At 37.7% G+C, this 25,705-nt stretch carries 2 protein-coding genes; both read left to right on the forward strand.

Translation table 11 applies throughout. From position 1 onward, the window contains the following. Entirely contained in the window at nucleotides 1-4,533 is a 4,533-nt protein-coding gene (locus B0A66_RS03065) for a PorP/SprF family type IX secretion system membrane protein (RefSeq protein ID WP_089048382.1), read from the forward strand. A 133-nt stretch (nucleotides 4,534-4,666) separates the two neighbouring features. Next, a complete protein-coding gene (locus B0A66_RS03070; protein ID WP_165766573.1) occupies nucleotides 4,667-25,666 on the forward strand; it encodes a T9SS type B sorting domain-containing protein in 21,000 nt (6,999 codons plus the stop codon). The last annotated feature ends 39 nt before the right edge of the window (nucleotides 25,667-25,705 follow it).

A 25,705-nucleotide genomic window follows, 5' to 3' on the forward strand; every position in this document is an offset into this window, starting at 1 on the left:
ATGAAGAAAATTTTCCTATTCATAACTTTAATCTGTGGTTTGAATAATGTACTCTATTCTCAGGATGTTCCTAAGGATGGGGTTGTTTCGTTTTCATTACCTATAAGAAATTCATTAAAGTTCAATAGATATTTAATAAACCCGGCATTTAGTTTCGTTCGTGAACAGGATGCGTATTTGAGTTTTTACAATAAAAGACAATGGCTGCAATTTGAAAATGCCCCTGTGTCTTATTTGTTTAATTATTCTGGACGTTTCGGAGAGAATGAAGCATTTGCATTTGGTTTGTTTCAGCAAAATTATGGTCTGTTGACCGTTTTTGGTGGTATTGGAAACTTTGCACATAATATTGAATTTGATCAGGACAGTAATTTGACTTTTGGTGTAAATGTTGGTGCTTACAGAAGTGGATTAAATAGTGGAAAAATAGTTTCAGACGATGGAGATATTCTGAGCGGTGATTATCCATCGAATACTTTACTTACTATTAATCCTGGAATTAATTATGGAACGGATTTCCTTGATTTTGGAGTATCTGTCAATAATTTGGTTTTATACAATTTTGGTTCAGGTGTAGTAAAAGATGATCCGGAAAGAGCTATTGAATTGCATGCTATGTACACTGGTTATATAGACAGTTACGGTTTTTTTGACAGAAGTAAGTTCTCAGGAATAGTAAAAACAGAGATTAAACAAGATAAAACAGTAATCTCCGGACTTGGAATGATTAGAATTCCACAAGGTTTATGGGCCCAAGCGGGATATAATACTTTGTATGGAGTTTCAGCAGGACTTGGTGTTAACATTACTCCGAATATTGCTATCGAATATAATTATGAAAGAGGAATGGGGAATTTTACCAATTTAGGTGGCTCTCATGAATTTGCAATAGCTTATAAATTTAAAAATAAAAATTATTACTATGGTGATGATGATGAGGGAGCTATAATAGATCCTTCAAAATCGAAACCGGTACCAGCTAAAAAATCGACAACGACTCCGGTAACAAGAGTTGATGCAGCTGAAAAAACAAGATTAGCTGCTGAAGCAAAAGCAAAAGCTGATGCAGAAGCACAAAGAATACGATTAGCGGCGGCTGAAAAAGCGAAGGCTGATGCTGAAGCTGCTGTCAAAGCAAGATTAGCAGCTGCTGAAAAAACAAAAGCTGATGCTGAGGCTGCTGCAAAAGCAAGATTAGATGCTGACAATAAAGCTAAAGCAGATGCTGAGGCCGTGAGAATAAGATTAGCTGCAGAAGCGAAAGCTAAAACAGATGCTGTAGCCAATGCAAGACAAGAAGCTACAACAAATAAGCAGCAAGCTGTAATGGTACAAAGAGAGCAGGCAAAATTAGCTGCTGACAAAGCCAGAGCAGATGCCGAAGCAGCAAGAATAAAATTAGTTGCTGATAATCGAGCTAAAGTAGAGGCTCAGGCTGCTGAAAGAAAAAGATTAGCGGCGCAAAACAGTGGAGCAGATGCTGAATCTGTAAAACGAGCTAAACTAGCTGCAGATGCAAAAGCAAAAGCAGATGCTGAAGCTGCCGAGAGAAAACGATTAGCAGCACAAAACAGTGGTGCAGATGCTGAGGCAGTAAGAGCAAAATTAGCTGCTGATACAAAAGCTAAGGCAGATGCTGAAGCTGAAAGAAAACGATTAGCTGCCCAAAATAGTAGTGTAGATGCAGAAGCTCAAAAAGCGAAATTAGCGGCAGATGCAAAAGCTAAAGCAGATGCTGAAGCTGCGGCAAAAGCAAAACTTGCAGCAGATACGCAAGCTAAGGCAGACGCACAGGCGCAACAAGCAAAACTTGCCGCAGATGCAAAAGCTAAAGCTGATGCAGAAGCACAACAAGCGAAACTTGCGGCAGAAGCAAAAGTTAAAGCTGATGCAGAAGCTGAAAAAGCGAAATTAGCTGCTGAAGCTAAAGCAAAAGCCGATGCAGAAGCTGCTGCAAAAGCAAAACTGGAAGCAGAGAATAAAGCCAAAATAGATGCAGAAGCTGCAAAAGCAAAATTAGCTGCTGATGCACAAGAAAAAGCAGATGCTGCAGAAGCAAAACGTAAAGCAGACGCAAAAGCAAAAGCTGAGGCCGCAGATTTACAATCTATTTTAGCTGCTGATGCTAAGGCAAAAGCAGATTCTGATGCTTTACAAGCAAGACTAGCGGCTGAGGCTAAAGCAAAAGCTGCAGCGGCTGCTAAAACTAAAGCAAGCATCGATGCTGCTAATAAAGCGAAATTAGCTGCAGATGCAAAAGCAAAAGCTGCTGAAGAGGCTGCATTAAAAGAAAAACAAGCTGCTGACGCAAAAGCAAAAGCTGATGAAGAAGCAAGACAAGCAAGAATAGCTGCTGAAGTAAAATCACGTGCTGATGCTGAAGCATTAAAAGTAAAACAAGCTGCTGAAGCAGAGCAGGCAAGATTAGCTGCTGAAGCAAAAGCAAAAGCCGATGCAGAAGCACAACAAGCAAGATTAGCAGCGGAAGCAAAAGCGAAAGCCGATGCAGAAGCGCAACAAGCTAAACTAGCAGCGGAAGCAAAAGCTAAGGCAGATGCAGAAGCACAACAAGCTAAACTTGCAGCAGACGCAAAAGCAAAAGCTGATGCTGAAGCACAACAAGCAAGATTAGCAGCAGAAGCAAAAGCGAAAGCCGATGCAGAAGCACAACAAGCAAGACTTGCAGCAGAAGCAAAAGCTAAGGCAGATGCTGAAGCACAACAAGCAAAACTTGCAGCAGAAGCAAAAGCTAAAGCTGATGCAGAAGCGCAACAAGCAAAAATTGCAGCAGAAGCTAAGATTAAAGCAGATATGGCGGCGGAACAAGCTAAAGCGCTTGCAGCAGCAAGAGCAAAAGCAGATGCCGAAGCATCAGAAAAATTGAAAGCTGAAGAAGAAATAAGACAATTGCAACAAGCAGAAGAAGCTCGTCAAGCTAAGCTTGCAGCAGATACAAAAGCAAAAGCCGATGCAGCACAGCAAGCTAAACTTGCAGCAGAAGCAAAAGCTAAGGCAGATGCAGAAGCACAACAAGCAAGACTTGCAGCAGAAGCAAAAGCTAAGGCAGATGCAGAAGCACAACAAGCAAGACTTGCAGCAGAAGCAAAAGCTAAGGCAGATGCAGAAGCTAAGGCAGATGCAGAAGCACAACAAGCAAGACTTGCAGCAGAAGCAAAAACTAAGGCAGATGCAGAAGCTCAACAAGCAAGACTTGCAGCAGAAGTAAAAGCTAAGGCAGATGCAGAAGCTCAACAAGCAAGATTAGCTGCTGAAGCAAAAGCAAAAGCGGATGCAGAAGCACAACAAGCAAAACTTGCAGCAGAAGCAAAAGCTAAAGCGGATGCAGAAGCACAACAAGCAAGACTTGCAGCAGAAGCAAAAGCAAAAGCAGATGCAGAAGCACAACAAGCAAAAATTGCGGCAGAAGCTAAGATTAAAGCAGATATGGCGGCGGAACAAGCTAAAGCACTTGCAGCAGCCAAAGCAAAAGCAGATGCAGAAGCAACAGAGAAATTGAAAGCTGAAGAAGAAATAAGACAATTGCAACAAGCAGAAGAAGCTCGTCAAGCTAAGCTTGCAGCAGACGCACAAGCTAAAGCAGATGCCGAAGCACTTCAGGCAAGATTAGCTGCTGAAGCAGCTGCAAAAGCAGCAGCAGTGCCAAAAGACGAGGCAGCAAAAGCTATTGATAATTTAGCAGAGGCTCTTGATGCAGCAAGTAAAACGCAAAGCGATTTATTAGCGCAGTTTAATGCTAGTGTTGCTAACAAGCAAAAAGATCTGGATGACTTAAAAGAAGAAAATGATTTAAGTGACAAAGGAATTTACAGAGAGCCAAAACCATTTAAAAGTGTGGCAGCTGAAAATAGTCAGTTAGAGGCTTTAAAATTACAAATAGCGGAAGCGAACAGAGCACAAAAAGACGAAATTAATAAGTTGACTAATTTATATAATGAAAGACTTAAAAAGGTTCCTAATAAAAATGACGCTTTAAACAAGGCTTATCTTGAAAAAATAAACCAGTTAAAAGCAGCTCAACTTAAAATGGAGCAGGATAGTGCAGCATTGCTTGAGAGCTTAGAACGTATTAAAGCTGAAACGGAGATTGAGAAAAAACGTAGAATTAAGCGTGCAGCATACGAGAATGATCAGGGAAGATATGCACAAGACGTAGCCGCTCTTCAACGTATTAAGGAGACAACGAAATTAAGTAGTACGCCATTAACAGCAAGCGATTTTGATTTCGGAGAAGATCAGTCAAACATGCAGATTATTAAGAATATTAAAAATTCTGATAGCGGTTATTACATGATTATAGCTGTACACAGTAGTGTAGAAAAAAGAGATGAATTCCTTACTAAGGCTGTTGCCGCCGGACGTTCAGATGTGAATTTCTTTTACAATATAACAACGAGTAAGTATTACATCTATTACGAAAAATTCGAAGGATTATCTGAGGCTCAAAAAGCATTGGAATCTAAAGGAACTAAGCCATACAACGGAAAAATGGCTATTGTAAAAGTGGAGAACTAAATTAATTTCTAATATACAGTAAGTGCTTTTTATAAGGGTAAAGAGCACTTACTCAAAATGTTTTAAAATGATAATTATTCTGTTTTGAGATGCCCCTCAGTAAACAGAAGCTATGGAAAACAGCAGATTAAATATGAAAAAACCTACTAACCTAAGAATTGTCTTCTTGGCTTTGTTCTTATTGCAAAGCATTATTGTGGTGTCCCAGAATCTTAAACCATTCACACCGCGATTTGATAGAAGATTAAAAGGAGATATGTTACTGATTGGTAACAATATCCTGAACAGGAGCACGAACAATAGGACTCCTAATGATGCTTTTAACATAAGTGGATATAATTCAGACTACGATATGCGATATATCGATGTCGATAATGATAACACCACTTTTAGTTCAAGTAGTGCTACACTTACTGTTCCTAAACCGGCTTGTTATAAAATTCTTTATGCAGGTTTGTATTGGGGTGCAATTCTGCAGCAGAATGATCGTTCAAACATCGAGAAGGTTAAACTTAAGTTACCAACGGGTGGTTACCATGATATTAATGGTCAGATCATTCATGATGCTAACAATGCACCAATTGGTGGAGATAATAATAAAGCTTATGCTTGTTATGCTGATATCACCGCTTTGGTCGCTGGGCAGACTGATGCGCAAGGGGTTTATACAGTTGCAAACGTTAGATCAAGTCAGGGATTAAATGGTGGTACTGGTTTATCTGCAGGTTGGTCTATTTATGTTGTTTATGAGGATCCAACTTTAACTGCAAAATATATTACTTCATTTGATGGATTCAGCGGAATTGGTGGAGCAACTACCTTAGATATTCCTGTTTCTGGTTTCAAAACGATTCCAACAGGTCCCGTTCGTGTTAAATTTGCTTTCGCCGCTTTAGAAGGTGATGAGCCAATTACTGGTGATTACTTGCAGATTAACGGAATTACAATTAATGCTACAAATGCGGCAGGTAATATTATCCGACCAAATAATAACTTCTTTAATAGTAGTGTAACATACGTAAATCCGGCTACGGATAAAACCGAAAATTTTCTAAATAGAAATCCCGCCAGTACAAATACCTTAGGGTATGATGCTGGTATTTTGAATATAAATAACCCCGGAACACTCTTAAAACCCGGAGGAATTGTCATTGATAATAATGCAACGTCAGCTAATATTAGGTTAGGTAGTACGCAGGACGTTTATTTCTATTATTTTAATGCTTTCGCGGTTGATATTATTGAACCGAATATTGTACTAACCAAAATTGTAAAAAATGCGGCTGGACAAGATATCGGAAATCAAGATGTAGTTTTAGGACAAGAATTAAATTACGAAATTGGATTTAAGAATACAGGTAATGATGATGCAAGAGGATTAACCATTCGTGATCAATTGCCAATTAATATTATATTCAATTACCCTGCTGATTTAAATCCTTTACCGGCAGGTGTTACTGTTCAGAGTTATAATCCTACTACAAGAAGTATTGTTTTTGCAGTAGATAATTCTTTAGTAAAAGCCAATACTTTAAGTGAAAAAATAATTAGTTTTAAAGTTAAGGTAGTTCCAGATTGTAATTCGTTAAGTGAAGCATGTTCTAATAGTATCGATAACTCTGCTTATGCAACTTACCGAGGAACATTAAATACAGATTTCCAAATTTCTGATGACCCTAGTGTCAATACAAACACAGGTTGTATATTAACTCCAAAAGCGACTAACTTCTTAGTAGGTGTAGATGGATGTAAGTATACAGCTAATGTTATTTTATGTAAGGAGAGTGTAGATCTGGTTGCTGCAAATGGATACACTAGCTACACTTGGTACAGTGATGAAGCACGTACAAGACAAATAGGAACTGGGCAAACGCTTAATGTGAGAAACCCTGGAACATATTATGTTTACAATTTAGCTGCTGCACCTTGTAGATCAATCTATCAGGCAATTACAGTAACTAGATTTGGTGCTACAAATACAAATCCTGTTATTCCTTATGCTCAGGCTCCATATAAAGGTGAAGTTTTAATTTGTCCTAATGACGGAAAACAATTACCTAATCTTTTCTTATGTGGTGCAAATGATGCAAGACTTATCGAAACTCATATTTCAGATGGTTCGACCATTGTATGGGAAAGATTAGTCGAAGGTAGCTGTCCTGCTCCAAGTAGTGCTAATTGTGCGAACGAAAGTGATTCATGCTCATGGACACAAGTTGGTACGGGCCCTAACTACAATGCAACTACTGCTGGACAATATCGTTTAACATTAAATTATGCAGGTGGTTGTTTCAGCCGTTTCTATTTTAATGTGTTTACGAATGTCTTAAATCCGACAGAAACGCATAAGGATCTTATTTGTGGTAAACCGGGTAGTATTACTATTGGAGGTGTTCCTGCAGGATATCAGTACAGCATAGATGGTACTAATTATCAGGCAAGTAATACTTTTAACGTAACTACCGCTGGATTTTATACTGTATACATCAAACAAACTGGTGTAACAGTTAATCCATGTATTTTTACTGTTCCAAATATTCAGATCAGACAAAGAAACTTTAGTGTTGTTACCGAAGTTACAGAACCATTGTGTTATGGAGAAAAAGGTAGAATTAGAGTTGCTGTCAATGATGCTAATCCACAATATTATTACAAACTTACCAATAACGGTAACGTATTATATAATATAGGACCAATTGCAGATTCTGAATATGTTTTTGACAATTTAAATACAAACCAAAACTATGTAATTGAGGTTTCTACAGACGATGGATGTAAAGACACTCAATATAAGTATATAGGACAGGTATGGAATGAGTACAAAGCAACGGCTGCTTTAGTGGAACCATTAACAGCTTGTAGCGATGGAAAAATTAGAATTACCGTAGAAGGCGGTAGTACTCCATATTCTTATTTTATCAATAGCGATACAGATTTCCAGACAAGTAATGAATATACCGTTACGGCTCCCGGAACTTATGAAATCAAAATCGTTGATAGAAATAACTGTACTATTACAAGAACTATAGTTGTTGCTAATAATGCAAAACCAACTTATACTATTACAAATACAAATAGTGTATGTTACAACGATAATTCTGAAATTAGAGTAAATGTTACTAATGCTAACGGATATAGTATGTCGTATAGTATTAATAATGGAGGAACATTTCAGACAAGTCCGGTATTCTCTAATTTACAACCGGGTACCTATAATGTAGTGGTTAGATACGGTATATCGTATACACCTCAGTACGGACAGCCAACAATGAAATATTGTTCTGATCCTGCCGTACAAAGAATTATTGCGGGACCAACCTCTGCTGTTACAGCATCTGGAGGTGTTGCTGAATTAGCAGGATGTACACTTTCTCAACAGGGAGGTAAATTAAGAATAAACAATGCTCAGGGAGGAACTACGCCTTACCAATATAGTTTTGATGGTGGGGTTACATGGCAAAATACTAATGAAAAAGATGTATTGCCAGGATCGTATAATTTAAAAATTAGAGATGCTGTTGGTTGTGAATATACAATTCCGTACACAGTAACTTTAGATCAAAAACCAGCTGAACCAACTATTAATGTTGAAGACCCTATATTTAATTGTAATGGTACTGCAACAAGTACAGTAACAATTACTAACGGAACTTCTGCTAATTATTCTTATGAATATTACTTAAATGGTGTTCCAAATACGCCAATTAGCAATAATGTATTTTTAAATGTTCCTTCTGGAACGCATACTGTTTCTGTTAAGTATAACGTAACTACGGTATCAACTTATAGTAACTTATTACAAGAAGACTTTGGTAGAGGAGGTTATACAACAACTCCTGGAATTAATCCTGCTTATTGTTTTGAAGACGAATCAACTCCTCACTATCCTGGATATCCTTGTGGTGCTTTTAATGATTATCAAATTAATGATGGTAAGTATGCAGTAGCTAGTTCAATAAAAACAGATTTCGGTGGTACATGGATTGTTGCAAAAGATCATACACTTCCACAACATCCTCTAGGAAGATTTTTATGTGTTAACGTAGGAGGTTCTGCAGGTATTGGAGGTATTTTATATAGTAAACCAATTAAAGACGTAATTGATAATCAATCTGTCATTATATCATTATGGGCTGAAAATCTTATGAGAGCTGTTAATTCAGGACATGATGATCCAAAATTAACAATTCAATTAGTTAACAATTTGAATAACGTTGGTGGTACAGAAGAAATCGTTGCTACTACAGATACTACTAATCCATGGGTTGTTCCTAAATCTGAAAAATGGGAATATAGAGAATTGACATTAAATCCAGGTAGTGGAAAAACGAATTTAAGTTTCGTAATCAGATCTTATAGTAATGAGTTTAATGGTAATGACGTACTTATAGATGATATTTGGGTTCGTCAGATTCCTAAATCATGTCTTGCTACAAAAGATTTCCCAGTTACTATTGGTACTGATAAAGCTTTTACAGCATCAATTACAGGATTTAAAGATCTTACTTGTTTTGGAGCTAATAATGGTGAAATTACAATTTCAGCAGAGAACTTCAAATTGCCTTACGGATTCGATTACTCATTAGATAATGGTGTTACTTGGGTTAATTCTAAAGTTTCTCCGGTAACAGCTACTGGATTAGCAAGCAGAAATTATAATATACAAGTACGTTATGATGCATCGGCTTCGCCATGTATTCAACCGTTGACTCATGAAGTAAAAGGTCCTTCTGCTTTAACAATTACTGCAACAGTTACGAAAGTGGCTACTTGTACTGAAGGAGCTACGATTACAGCTGTAGCTTCAGGCGGAACTCCTGCTTTTGAATATGAATTAAGAGCAGCAAATGGCGTTACTGTCATTAGAGCTTTCCAAAATACAGGTGTTTTTGCTAATGTTCCTTCGGGAGTTTACACTGTTGTAACACGTGATCAAAATGCTTGTTCATCTAGTGCTTCTGCACAGGTAACAGTTAATGCACCAGTATTATTGGCAGCATCTTTAGCAAATAGCTCAGATTTATGTTATGATACAAACAATCAGGCAACGTTAGTAGTAACGGCAAATGGTACAGCGCCATATACCTATAGTTTAAACGGAGCACCAGCTCAAAATTCAAATACATTTACGAATGTTGCACCAGGTACTTATAATATTGTAGTAACAGATGCTAATAATTGTACTGTTACAATATCTAATATTGTTATAGCACCGGCATTGCAGGGAAGTGCAACAATTTCTAAAACATTAGATTGTACAAGTGCATCACCAGATGCAACTATTACAGTTGACATTACAGGTGGTACAGCTCCTTTTACATATAAAGTTAAAAAAGGTGCAGGTACTTATGGAGCAAGTGTTAATGTAACAGGAACTTCATTTGTTTACAGTGCTACTACTGCAGATTCTTATGATTTTGAAATTACAGACAGTAGAGGTTGTGTTACAGTTGTAAATGCAGTTATTAACCCAATTGTAAATCCAACGGTAACAGCAACTAAAGTTGATGCAACATGTAACGGAGCAGCAACTGGTTCAGTTCAATTAACAGGTGCTGGCGGATCAGGAACGTATACTTATTTATTATACAATAGTACAGTAACACCAGTTCCAACAAACTTTATTGCACAATCAAATTATACAGGATTAGCTGCAGGAACCTATTCTTATCAGGTAAAAGACAGTAAAGGATGTACGTCTGCTGTTGGTTCTATTACATTAACACAGCCAACAACATTAACGGCTACAGCTACTGCAACAACTTTTACATGTGATGCTTCAAATGTAAAACAAGCTGCTACTGTTACGATCGCAGTTCCTACAACAGGAACAGCACCATACCAATATAGTTTTGATGGAGGTGTAACTTTTTCAAGTACACGTACTTTCACTGTTATTGATAATGGTACAAACCAAACAATATCTTACGTAGTTAGCGATGCTCAAGGTTGTAAAACAGGAGTACAAACTATCATTATAAACAGATTAAACCCTCCAACAGATATTACATTTACTGCAAATGCGGTTACATGTACAGCTACAACTACTTCAGTAACAGCTTTGGCAACTAATGGAGTTGGAACAATAACATATTCTATTACATCTCCGGCAGCTTCAGTTGCAACAAATACAACAGGAGTATTCGCAGGTTTAGCACCGGGAACTTATAACTTTAGAGCTACTGATGCTAACGGATGTTATTTTGATAAACCTTATACAATCAATGCTGTTAGTCCAATTTCTATTGTGGCTAATAAAGACAATGATGTATTGTGTAAAGGAGGTTCTACAGGAAAAGTTACTTTTACTGTTTCAGGACATGCTACAGTTGGTGCTTACACACAAACTTTAACAGCAGGTTCAGGTACATTAGTAAAATCAGGAGATATCTTAACATTATCAAATGTTCCTGCAGGTTCTTATACAGTTCAGGTTAGAGACAATGCTACAGGATGTACGAATTCTGTAACAGTTGTAGTTAACGAACCGGCAAATCCTTTAACATTTACTACAACAGCAACTAAGATCAATTGTAATAATGATCTTGCTGACATTACAATTACTCCTGCTGGAGGAACACCAAATTACACCTATGCTGTAGTAGTTTCAGGAGCAACAGCTCCAACAACTTATGCAAGTGGTAATGTGGTTTCTGTTGATACAAATTCTGGAGCAAATTTAGTTTGGGATGTTTACACTAAAGATGCAAATGGATGTATCACAACAAACCAAGTTACAATTCAGGTTAATGATTTACCAACAGTTACAGTAACAAACGGTAACCAATGTGGTGGAACAGGATCTACATTCGTATTAACAGCAACAGGTACAGGAACTGCACCATTAACATACAGTATTGATGGAACATCGTTCCAGACAAGTAATGTATTTAATGTACCGGCAGGAACTTATACTGTTACAGTAAAAGACGCAAACGGATGTACTGCTACAGCAACTACTCCTTTAGTAATATACCCACAATTAGTAGCTTTAGCTTCAGTAACAAAAGAATTAGATTGTACAACTACACCAAACGCAACTATTACTGTTGCAGTTTCAGGTGGTAGAGCACCATTTACTTACACCGTTGCTAAAGGTACAGGTGCTGCAAGTGCACCAAGCGCACCTTTCTCTAGTGCTTCATTTACTTATACCGTTACTTCTGGAAATGTAGATGATTATACTTTTGTAGTTACGGATGCAAACGGATGTATATCTACAACGACTACTACAGTAAATCCTATTGCAAACCCTACAGTTACAGCTACTCATGTTAACCCAACTTGTGATGGTGGAAACAATGGTTCTGTTGAATTAACAGGTGCTGGAGGTTCAGGAGGATATACATACAGCATAAATGGTACAACATATACTGCAAGTGCTGTATTTACAGGATTAGCAGCAGGTACTCATACTTTCTATGTAAAAGACAGTAAAGGTTGTGTAGGAACAGTTGATGTAATATTAGTAGCTCCAACACAATTAGCCGCTACAGTTACAACAGTTCCTTTTTCTTGTGATGCTGCAAACGGAAAAGTTGCAGGAACAGTTACAGTTAATGTAACTGCAGGTACAGGAACCACTCCTTATGAATATAGCTTTAACGGAGGAGGATTTGGTGCTTCTAATGTATTGACATTAAATGACAATGGAGCAGATCAGCCTTATACATACTCAGTTAGAGATGCACAAGGATGTACCATTTCAGGTTCAGGAACTTTATTGAGATTAAACCCTCCAACAGATATTACGTTTAATGCAAATGCAGTAACATGTACTGCTACAACTACTACAGTTACAGCATTAGCGGTTAACGGAGTTGGAACAATAACATATTCTATTACATCACCGGCGGCTTCAGTTGCAACAAACACAACAGGAGTATTCGCAGGTTTAGCACCGGGAACTTATAACTTTAGAGCTACTGATGCTAACGGATGTTATTTTGATAAACCATATACAATCAATGCGGTTACTCCAATTACTATTGTGGCTAACAAAGACAGTGATGTATTGTGTAAAGGAGGTGCTACAGGAAGAGCTACTTTTACTATTTCAGGACACGCTACAGTAGGTGCTTATACACATACTTTAACAGCAGGTACTGGAACATTAGTAAAAGCAGGTGATGTATTAACATTATCTAATGTTGTTGCAGGTACTTATACTGTAGAAGTTAGAGACAATGCAACAGGTTGTATTAATACAGCAACAGTTGTAATTGATGAACCGGCAAATCCATTAACATTTACAACAACAGCAACTAAGATCAATTGTAATAATGATCTTGCTGAAATTACAATAACGCCAGCTGGCGGAACACCAAATTACACCTATGCTGTAGTAGTTTCAGGAGCAACAGCTCCAACAACTTATGCAAGTGGTAATGTGGTTTCAGTTGATACAAATTCAGGAGCAAATTTAGTTTGGGATGTTTACACTAAAGATGCAAATGGATGTATCACAACAAATCAAGTTACAATTCAGGTTAATGATTTACCAACAGTTACAGTAACAAACGGTAACCAATGTAGTGGAACAGGATCTACGTTTGTATTAACAGCAACAGGTACAGGAACTGCACCATTAACATACAGTATTGATGGAACATCGTTCCAGACAAGTAATGTATTTAACGTGCCGGCAGGAACTTACACTGTTACAGTAAAAGATGCTTTCGGATGTACAGCTACAGCAACTACTCCGTTAGTAATATACCCACAATTAGTGGCTTTAGCTTCAGTAACAAAAGAGTTAGATTGTACAATTACACCAAACGCAACTATTACTGTTGCAGTTTCAGGAGGTAGAGCACCATTTACTTACACCGTTGCTAAAGGTACAGGTGCTGCAAGTACACCAAGTGCACCTTTCTCTAGTGCTTCATTTACTTACACCGTTACTGCTGGAAATGTAGATGATTATACTTTTGTAGTTACGGATGCAAACGGATGTTCATCTACAACTATTACTACAGTAAACCCTATTACGAACCCAACTGTTACAGAAATTCATGTAGATCCATCATGTAATGGAGGAAATAATGGTTCTGTTGAATTAACAGGTGCCGGAGGTTCAGGAGGATACACATACAGTATTGATGGTACAACTTATACTGCAAGTGCTGTATTTACAGGATTAGCAGCAGGTACTTATACTTTCTATGTAAAAGACAGTAAAGGTTGTATAGGAACAATTGATGTGCCATTGGTTGCTCCAACGCAATTAGTAGCAACAGTTACAGAAGTTCCTTTTGCTTGTAATACAGCAAATGGTAAAGTTGCAGGAACTGTTACAGTGAATGTAACTGCCGGTACAGGAACAACTCCTTACACATATAGTTTTAACGGAGGTGGATTTGGTGCTTCTAATGTATTGACATTAAATGACAATGGAGCAGATCAGCCTTATACATACTCAGTTAGAGATGCGCAAGGATGTATCATTTCAGGTTCAGGAACTTTATTGAGATTGAACCCTCCAACAGATTTAACTTTTGCAGCAAATGCAGTTACTTGTACAGCTACAACAACAACAGTTACAGTAACAGCTGTAAATGGAGTAGGTACTTTACAATACGAAACAATTGCTCCATCACCGGTTATTATACCTAAACAAACATCTAATGCCTTTGCAAATCTTGCTCCGGGTACTTATATGTTTAAGGTTACAGATGCAAACGGATGTTTCTACACAGAAGCACACACGATAAACCCTGTTACTCCAATTACACTAGTAGGAGCTAAAATAAGCGATGCTTTGTGTAATGCAGGAAGTACAGGTTCAGCAAGATTTACGGTTGGCGGATACGCAACTACATATAGCTATACTGTAAATGGCGGAACAGCTGTTACAGGACAAACGGCTTCAGTATTTAATTTAGTAAATTTAGCTGCTGGAAATTACACTGTTATCGTTACAGATGAGGGAACAGGTTGTACAGAAACGGCTTCAGTTCTAATAAATGAACCAGCTGTTTTAGCAGCAACATACACTGCAATAAACGGAAACTGTTCTATTGCTACTTCTAGTGTAACAGTAAATGTTACAGGTGGTACACCAGTTTACAGATATTCATTTGTACAAAATAATGCTCTGGTAGGAACTTATACAAATTCAAATACAGCTAATTTAGATCCTACAGTTAATACAGAGTGGGATGTACACATCATTGATGCTAGTGGTTGTACTTTTAAATTAGATATTACGATTGCTAATGATGTAGTACCTACGGTTACTGCTTCAGCTACAGGTCAGTGTTTTGGTGTAGGAAGCTACACAATTACAGCAACGCCAGGTACTGGTGTAGTAGCACCTATTACATACAGTATCAATAACGGTGCATCATATCAAACAGGTAACACCTTTGTAATTACTACTCCGGGAAGTTATACTGTTAGAATTAAAGATGGTAACGGATGTACAGCAGACAGTAATGTAATTATTGTAAATAATGCATTATCATTATCTGCAGTTTTAGACAAAGATATTACTTGTAGTGCTCCTACAGCAGCTCAAATTACGTTGACTACAACAGGCGGAAACGGACCGTTTACTTACACAAGTACTCCTGCTACAGGAACTTTTGCAGGGAATGTTTTCACAACTTCTACACCGGATTCTTATATCTTTACGGTAGTAGACGCGAATGGTTGTACAGTTTCGACTACTACACCTATCGTAGTTTCACCTACAGTTACTCCGGTGATAACAAATGTTTCTTCTACTGATATACAATGTTTTGGAGATAGTAACGGTACTATTACCATTACGATTGATAATACTCAGGGAGTTGCTCCATTTGTATATAATATTTTCAATAACACTACAGGTGTTGATTATAAAACACAAACTTCAGGCTTGCCTGCAGGTGATTATACAGTAACGGTTACGGATTCAAAAGGATGTTTTACTACTGCTGATATTGAGGTTAAACAACCTTCACAAATTGTTGTAGCGCATCACGCGGTGCCAATTACATGTACTTCAGGTGGAATTTCTAAAGGTTCTGTTATTGTTGACAGTGTAACCGGAGGAGTTGGTCCTTATAACTATTTCGTTACAGGAGTTAACGGATATGATGCATCAGAATTAAACAATTTAGGAACTACTTCAGTAAGTTTTAACGTAGTTGATTTTGGATTGTATCAAATTAATGTGGTTGATGCTAATGGATGTTCTGTTTTAATTAAAAATGTTTTAGTAGCTTCTCCACCAGAAGATTTAGATATTACAGTAACGCCACCTCCGGCAGATTGTTCTGCGCCAGGTAGTGCAGTTGTGGCTATTGGTGCTGCATCTACAGGTATTACTGGTCCTGGTCCTTTCCATTTCGCTATTTACACAGGGCCTGGAATGGTATATACAGCTCCAACAGCTTTACCTTGGTATGACGAAGATGGAAATGGAAGTAAAAAAACAACAATCCCTAACTTAATACCGGGTGTTACATATACATTTATTGTTCATGATGCAGGTACAGGATGTTACTATTTTGAATCAGCTCAATTACCAATTCCAACAAACTCTACATTAACAACAAATGCACTTATTGCAGATAATGTTACTTGTAAAGGAAGTGCTGATGGAAATGTAACATTTACAATTGCAAGTACATACGGAACACCAACACCGGTTAGTTACGAGATATTTAACTCACAAAGTGTAATATCAACTGGAATTACCGGAACGGGAACAGTTCCTGCAAACGGAATATTGACGGTTTCTGATTTAGGACCATTACCATTTGGTAACTATTTTGTATTGGTTAGAGAAACAGCAGGTGCTACCAACGCAGGTTGTAGCGTTTCAACTGTACCATTTAACATTACAGAGTCTTCAATTGATTTCTCAGTTACAGCTTCAGTTTCTAAAAATGCAAATTGTGCTGCAAATTCAGGTGTCATAACAGCTATTGGTCATGACGGTACTGCTCCGTATACTTATCAATTATTGTTAGCTACTGATGCTGCACCAACAGCTACTACTGCTGGTTGGGCAAGTGCTAATACATTTAATAGAAATGCCGGAAATTATACAGTTTATGCAAAAGATGCTTATGGATGTATAAGAGAAGTAGACATTACTTTAGACAGAGATGCAGATCCAACGATTACTGCTCCTGCTACTATTTGTTATACTGGAAGTGCGTTTACAATCGCTATCTTAGGAACAGTTGATCCTGCAGTTGGCGGAGCTACTTATAGCGTAAACGGAAGTGCTTTCCAAACAAGTCCAAACTTTACATATAATGCTTCTGGAATTTATAATTTAACTATTAAGGATAACAATGGTTGTACAGCAACTGTTGCTTATGAAGTTAAACCTCAATTATTCTTAAGCGCTGCACTTACAAAAGAATTAGATTGTACTGCTACAGGAAATGCAGAAATTACATTGACTGCTACAGGAGGATATGATACAGCTTATACTTATGAGTATTCTACTGATAACGGAGCTACTTACACTGCTATGGCTTCAAATGTACTTTCAACAAGTGCTATCGGAAATTATACTTTTAGAGTAAGTGATGCTAAGTTGCCGGCAGCTTGTCAGGCTACTACAACTTTAAGATTAGATCCTGTTCCGCCAGCAGTATTTACAACAGTTCAAACTCATGTTAGCTGTTTTGGTGGTAACGACGGAACGATTACTGTAAACGTTTCTTCAGGAGTTGGTCCATATCAATATCAATTAGGATCTGGTATATTCCAGACTTCTAATGTATTTGCAGGATTAACAGCTGGTACAACTTATGTTGTTACAGTAAGAGATGCTAAATCTTGTCTTTACCCAAGTGGCTCAATTACTATTACACAGCCAAGTGCTTTAACAGCTACATCTGTAGTTACAACAGCATTAACTTGTACAACTGGTAATGCAGCAACTAAAGCTGTAGTTACCGTAACTGCTGCTCAGGGAACTGCGCCTTATTTATATAGTTTTGATAATGGAGCTACTTATAGCGCTACTAACACATACGAATCATATGTTGGTACTACGTTTAATGTTTTAGTAAAAGATGCTAAAGGATGTACCTTTACTTTAACAAATGGAGTTGATATTCCAGCGTTAAACCCACCAACAATTACAAATATCAGTGGAACACCAATTTATTGTGCTCCAACTGCAAACACAACTAGTACTGTTACCATAACAACAACTAATGGTGTTGCTGCTCTTAGCTATGCAATTCTTGCACCTTCTAGCGCAACATCAAATGTTACAGGTGCTTCAAACGGAATCTTTACAGGTTTAGCGGTTGGTACTTACTTATTTGAAGTGACAGATGCTAACGGTTGTAAAGATCAAAAATCATACACTATTGATCCGGTAACGAATATTACAGTTGCAGGTCAGTTAGTAAGTAACGTAATTTGTAACGGAGGTACAACTGGTGCTGTACGATTTACAGCAGCTAATTATGCTGGAACTTATACAGCTACTTTAACTCCTGCTTCAGGTACAGTAACACAAACAGGTGACACAGTTAGTGTTACAGGTTTAGTTCCTGGAACATATACAATAGCAATTACAGATGATATTACAGGATGTACAGCAACTACTTCAGTAGACGTTACACAACCAACACCTGTTGTTTTAAGTCTGATTTCTAATAAAAATGCTTATTGCAACTTTGGTGCACAAGTGACAGTAATGGCTACTGGCGGAACACCAGGTTATACTTATGCTTGGGGTGTAGACGGATTTACACCTGTAGCGGGTGATTATGATACTTCTAATACTGCAGTTTTAGATCCTACAGTTGATACAGACTGGGATTTCTATGCAATGGATGCTAATGGTTGTGTTACTAAATTAGATGTAACAATTGCTACAGATGCGCCACCATCTATTAATCCGCCTGCAACTCCATATTGTTATACTGGAGGTCCTGTAGCAATAAGAATTACAGGTACTTATGTTGGTACACCAATGTTTAGTATTGGAAACGGATACCAATCTAGCCCTGATTTCGTATTGAATGCGCCAGGAAGCTACACATTCTATATCAAAGATGGTAATGGATGTATTGTTTCAGCGCCATACATTTTACGTCAGGAATTATTATTAAAAGCGACACTAACACAAGATTATACTTGTGCAGGTGATGCAAGCATAACATTATTAGCAACTCAGGGAACTTTAACTTACAGTAATTTTGAAGTTAGTTTTAACGGAGGAGCGTATGCTGCAATTACAACACCACTACCTTATACTACAAATGTTCCTGGAACGTACACGTTCAGAGTAACAGATAGTCAAGGATGTCAGGCAACTTCTGTTTCGGTAGAAGTTACACCAACTACAACGCCAACAGCAACATTTACTACAAATGATGTTAGTTGTACAGGAGGTTCTGATGGAAGTATTGTATTTACAGCTTCTAATGGTGTAGCACCATACAGATACAGTATTGATAACGGGGTAACATTTGTTTCTTCTAATATCTTTATAGGTTTAGCGGCGGGTACTTACGATGTAGTAATACAAGATGCTAAGCAATGTGTATCTTTAAGCTTCCCAGTTACTATTGGACAGCCTTCAGCTTTAGCTGCTACAGCTGTGTTAACTCAAGCTTTAACTTGTGGAACAGGAAATACTCCTCAACCTGCTACAGTTACAATCAACGTAACTGCAGGAACAGGAACGGCTCCATACCAATATAGTTTTAACGGAGGTACAACTTATGGACCAGGAAATACATACACAACAACTACTTCAGGTACTGTTACAGCGTATGTTAAGGATGCTAATAATTGTGTGATTGCTACTCCGGTAGATGTAGTGATCCCAGCATTAAACCCGCCAACAATTACAAATATCAGTGGAACACCAATTTATTGTGCTCCTATTGCTAACACAACTAGTACTGTTACAATAACAACTACTAATGGTGTTGGAAGTTTAAATTATGTGATTCTTTCACCAGCAAGTGCGACATCAAATGTTACAGGAGCTACAAACGGAATCTTTACAGGTCTAGCAGTAGGTAACTACTTATTTGAAGTAACAGATGCTAACGGTTGTAAAGATCAGGAATCATACATTGTTGATCCGGTAACGAATATTACAGTTGCAGGTCAGTTAGTAAGTAACGTAGTTTGTAACGGTGAAACAAATGGTGCTGTAAGATTTACAGTAGCTAATTACACTGGAACTTATACGGCTACTGTAACTCCTGCTTCAGGTACAGTAACACAAACAGGTGACACAGTTAATGTTACAGGTTTAGTTCCTGGAACATATACAATAGCAATTACAGATGATATTACAGGATGTACTGCTACTACTTCAGTAGACGTTACGCAGCCAACACTTCTTGTTTTAAGTCTTGTTTCTAATAAAAACGCTAATTGCAACTTCGGTGCACAAGTAACGGTAAAAGCTAATGGCGGAACACCGGGTTACAAATACGCTTGGGGTGTTGACGGATTTACGCCAGTAGCTGGTGATTACGATACTGTTGAAAGCGCAGTTCTTAATCCGGCTACGACAGACTGGGATTTCTATGCAATGGATGCTAATGGTTGTGTAACTAAATTAGATGTAACAATTGCTTCTGATTTGCCACCATCTATTAATCCACCAGCACTTCCGTATTGTTATGTTGGAGGTCCGGTTGCGATAACCATTACAGGTACTTATGTTGGTACACCAATGTTTAGTATTGGAAACGGATACCAATCTAGCCCTGATTTTGTATTGAATGCGCCAGGAAACTATACATTCTACATTAAAGATGGTAACGGATGTATTGTTTCTGCACCATATACTTTACGTCAGGAATTATTATTAAAAGCGACACTAACACAAGATTATACTTGTGCAGGTGATGCAAGCATAACATTATTAGCAACTCAGGGAACTTTAACTTACAGCACTTTTGAGGTAAGTTTTAACGGAGGAACTTATAGTACAATTACAACACCACTACCTTACACTACAAATGTTCCTGGAACATACACGTTCAGAGTAACAGATAGTCAAGGATGTCAGGCAACTTCTGTTTCGGTAGAAGTTACACCAACAACAACGCCTAGTGCAACATACGAAACAAGTGATGTAACTTGTACAGGAGGTTCAGATGGAAGTATTGTATTTACACCTGCTAATGGTGTAGCGCCATACAGATACAGTATTGATAACGGAGTAACATTTGTTTCTTCTAATATCTTTACAGATTTAGCTGCAGGTACTTACAATGTAGTAATACAAGATGCTAAGCAATGTGTATCTGTAAGCTTCCCGGTTACGATTGCAGAACCTACAGCTTTAGCGGCTACAGCGGTACTAACTCAAGGTTTAACTTGTGGAACTGGAAATGCTGCACAACCTGCAATTGTTACAATTAATGTAACTGCAGGAACAGGAACAGCTCCATATCAATATAGTTTTAACGGAGGTACTACTTACGGTCCAACAAATACATACACAACAACTACTTCAGGTACTGTTACAGCGTATGTTAAGGATGCTAATAATTGCGTAATTGCTGCTCCGGTAGATGTAGTTATCCCGGCTTTAAACCCACCAACAATTACAAATGTTGATGGAACGCCAATTTATTGTGCTCCGTCTACTAGTACAACTAGTACAGTAACGGTTACAACAACTAACGGTGTTGGAGGATTAAGCTTTGTAATTACTTCTCCTGCAAGTGCTATTACAAATACTTCAGGAGCAACAACAGGAGTGTTTACTTTATTACCGGCAGGTACTTATAACTTTAAAGTTACAGATACCAACGGTTGTACAGATGAAGCGACATACACTGTAAAAGCTTTAGTAAATATTACAAACGTAGGTCAGTTAATTAATGACGTAGTTTGTAACGGAGAATCTAATGGTTCAGTGAAATTTGATATTGATAATTTCGATGGAACTTATACAGCTGTATTAACAGCAGGTCCAACAACAGGAACTTTAACTCAGACAGGAAAAGTAGTTACATTAACGAACTTACCGGTAGGGACATATACAGTTCAGGTAACAGATGACATTACAGGTTGTACTGCTAGTGCTTCAGTTATCGTTGGTCAGCCAGCTCCATTATCATTAACACAAACAAGCGATGATAATGCAAATTGTAATAAAGGTTATGAGGTTACTGTAAGTGCTACAGGAGGAACACCAAATTACCAGTATGCATTTGTAGTAGCGCCTGCAACTCCAACAGCAGCAGATTACACAAACAGCCCTAATGCTGTTTTAGATCCTGCTTCAGGAACAAACTGGAGAGCTTATGTTAAAGATGCTAATAATTGTGAAACGTTTATTCCAATCACAATAGTAGTTGACCCATTACCAAATAATATTACAGTAACATTGGCAAGTCAATGTCCTAATACTACGACACATGACTATACATTTACAGTTAATGTTGGTGGAGGAATAGGTCCTTTCCAATACAGTATTGGAAACGGATTCCAAACAAGCAACAGCTTTACGGTAACTGCTTCTGGAACTTATGAAGTAACAGTTAAAGATGCTAACGAATGTGAAGTTACAGTACCGGCTGCGGTGACTATTTTACCAGCATTGCAGTTAAATTATGATATTGTTGCATTACCTAATTGTAGTATTACAAATAGCGGAGAAATAAGCGCAACAGCAACAGGTGGTTCAGGAAATTACAGATACACGCTTAATGGAGGTGTTCCTGTAAATGTTACTCCAGCAACGTTTACTAATGTTACTGCGGGTACGCATATCCTAAGAGTAAGAGATATGGTTACTAATTGTATCTTTGAAGTTACGATAGAAGTTTCTCTACCTACTGAAATTACAGGATTAACATTAGCGAAAACAGATGTTACATGTAACGGTGGAAACAATGGTACAATTACAGCAAGTTTGGAGCCAAGTGCTCCAGGCAAAAATGATAATCCGGTTTATCTATATAGATTAACAGGTACAAATGCTCAGAATGTTCCGATTAGTAGACCAGATCAGACTAGTCCTCTTTTTGAAAATGTTGAGGCAGGAGATTATACTATAACTGTTACTTCAGGTAGAGGTTGTGTTGACTCAGAAGATGTGAGAATTGATGAGCCAGCTGTAATTTTAGTTCCACTTCCAGTGATCGCACAATACGGTTGTACGACAGGAAATGTTTCGAACTATGCAACAGTAACTGCTGCAGGTGTAACAGGTGGTACTCTTGCTTATACTTATATTTTCTTCAGAGATGGAGTTGAAGTTCAGAGAGGTACTGAAAACGTTTACACAGAGTCTGACTTCTTAGGAGGTAATTATTCTGTAAGCATTATAGACAGTCACAATTGTACAGGTGCTTCAGTAGGAACAATAAGAGTGAATCCATTTATTAAGTTAGATGACATTCTTACTACTAATGTAGCTATAACATGTATTTCTAACGAAGATGTAACTGTAACAGTTGCAACAACAGGAGGAACTCCAGTATTGTTGAACTACAGAATTACAGGAACAGATAATGCTTATAACCAAGCGAATACCAATGGTAATTTCACAGGTTTAGGTATAGGAAGTTACTTAATTAGAGTTACAAACCCGGCAACAGGTTGTTTCTTAGAAGAAGCATATTATGTAAATAATCCAAATACGTTTGAGATTGTGGCTAAGCCAATTGTTACAGAAATTTGTTTCGGTACAAATGACGGAAGTGTTGAGTTAACTTTTGTTGATAATCAACCAGTTCCTTCAGATGATGCAGGTCGTTTCGAATACACTATTACAGGTGGTGCATTACCGATCACAGGAACAACAACAGATGCAGGACCATTATTAATTGAGAACCTTGCAGCCGGTACGTATACTGTTACTGCTAAGTTAGTAGATAGCCCAGAGTGTACTGTTTCAACTGTGTTTACAATTGCGCAGCCTTCTGTAGCTTTAGATGTCATAGTAATTTCAAGTCCAATAACTTGTTTGTCAACAAATTATGACAATGGTGAAATCTCTGCTAGTGCAGTAGGTGGATGGGATAATGATTATGAATACCAATTGATGAAAGATGGTGTTTTATTTATTGATTACAGAGCAGACGGTAATTTTACAGGTTTAGGTGTTGGAAATTATACCATAAACGCAAAAGACAGTAAAGGATGTCCTGCTTCGAAAACGGTTAACTTGGTAATTCCGGATCCAATCGTGATCAATGCTGCAGCAAATGCAACAATGTTATCTTGTTTTGGTGGAAGAGACGGTGTAATAACTGTAAATGGAGTAACTGGAGGTCAAGGAAGTAATTATTCATATACATTAAATTACTTATCAGCAAACCCAATTATAAGTTCAGGTCCGCAAACTAGTCCGGTATTCAATAGATTACCTGCAGGAACATACAGTATTTCGGTTACTGACGGATACAACTGTGCTGCAACATCTACGGATATTACAATAACAGAACCAGCAGAAATAATTGTTGATTTAACATTAGCATCAACACAAACATGTTTAACAGAAACTGTTCTTACATTAGGTGCTGTGGGCGGAACTGCTCCATACACTTATAGTGCAGATGGTATTACATACAGTATTGTTACATTTACTACATCGACCAGTTTCCCTGTTCCGGTTGGTAAATACCAATACTATGTGAAAGACGCTAACGGTTGTGTGGCTGTTATTTCAAATGAAATTAAAATAGACGCTTTAGAGCCACTAGGATTAGATTTAGACGTTACTAATGCGGTTGTGAAATGTGCTGGTGAGGCAACTGGAGTTATTGTTGCAAATGCAACAGGTGCTTTAGGAAACTATCAGTATACTTTAGAAACTTCAGGTGGTGTTGTAGTTCTTGGACCTCAGGCAGATCCTAGATTCGAAGGTCTTGTTGCAGGAAATTATAATGTACGTGTTGTAAGCGGAGATTGTAACGCTGTAGTGAAACCAGTTGAAATCAAAGAACCAGCTGTAGGTTTAGGTACAACTAATGTGGTAATAGATGCTACTTGTTTTGGTGAAAACAATGGTAAGATTGTAATGAGTTACTCAGGCGGAACAGGCCTTGTTAAATTTGCTATCTCGCCAGACTTGAACCAGTTTGATACTAAAAACACATTCGAAGGATTAAGTGCAGGTACTTATACAGTAGTTACACAAGATGAGAATGGTTGTTATATTGTTGATGAAATCGAAGTTAAGCAACCAAACCCGCTAATTGCTATAGAAGTTGCAGGATCAATGGTTCCGGAACTTTGTAAAGACGATAAGAATGGAGCATTTAGTATTGAGGTTACAGGTGGTACAGGTCCTTACAGCATAAGTTTAGATGCAGAAAGAGGTCCGTTTACACTAGGAGCTGTTGGTCAGACTAAATTTGATTTTACAGGTCTTTCAGGTGGAACTCACATTGTTTACATTAGAGATGCTGCAGGTTGTAGCGCTGAGTTAAGAGAAGAAATGCCTTTACCGGTTGTTCTTAACCCTAAAGTTGCAATAACGTATGACTGTGTTAACAATGCACAATCTAATAGAGTAGTAGTTACAGTTGATGAAACTAATTCAACATTAAGTCTTATCAGATACGAATTGGATGGAAATTCAATTTCAAATTCTGGAGGAAATGTTTTCTTCGATGTACCTGCTGGAACGCATACAATTGCAGCAATTCATGAAAATGGTTGTTACCAATTTACAGAGGAATTTGTAATTAAACCATACGAACCATTAACTTTAATGGCTAGTCCGGAACAAAAAGAAATGAACATAATTTCAGTTGTTGCAGGTGGTGGTGCTCCAGAGTACCTATACAGTTTCAACGGAGAGCCATTCACATCTTCTAACAAATACAAAATCTACAAATCAGGTGATTATGTAGTAATCGTTAGAGATCAAAATGGTTGTGAGGTTACGATTACTGTTCCTGGAGTTTATGTTGATGTTTGTATTGATAATCACTTTACACCAAATGGAGATGGAATTAACGATTACTGGGGGCCTGGTTGTACTAATATTTACAACAACCTTAAGTTCTTAATTTTCGACAGATACGGTCGTGCAGTTGCGAAGTATACATATGGACAAAAATGGGATGGTAAATACAATGGTGAAGAATTACCATCAGGTGATTACTGGTATGTTCTTAAACTGAATGATGAAAAAGATAACAGAGAGTTTGTTGGACATTTCACTTTATACAGATAACAATTGATTGCCCCAATGTTATCTAAAAAAATTAATACA

This window comes from Flavobacterium hercynium (assembly GCF_002217285.1).
Taxonomy (GTDB): Bacteria; Bacteroidota; Bacteroidia; order Flavobacteriales; family Flavobacteriaceae; genus Flavobacterium; species Flavobacterium hercynium.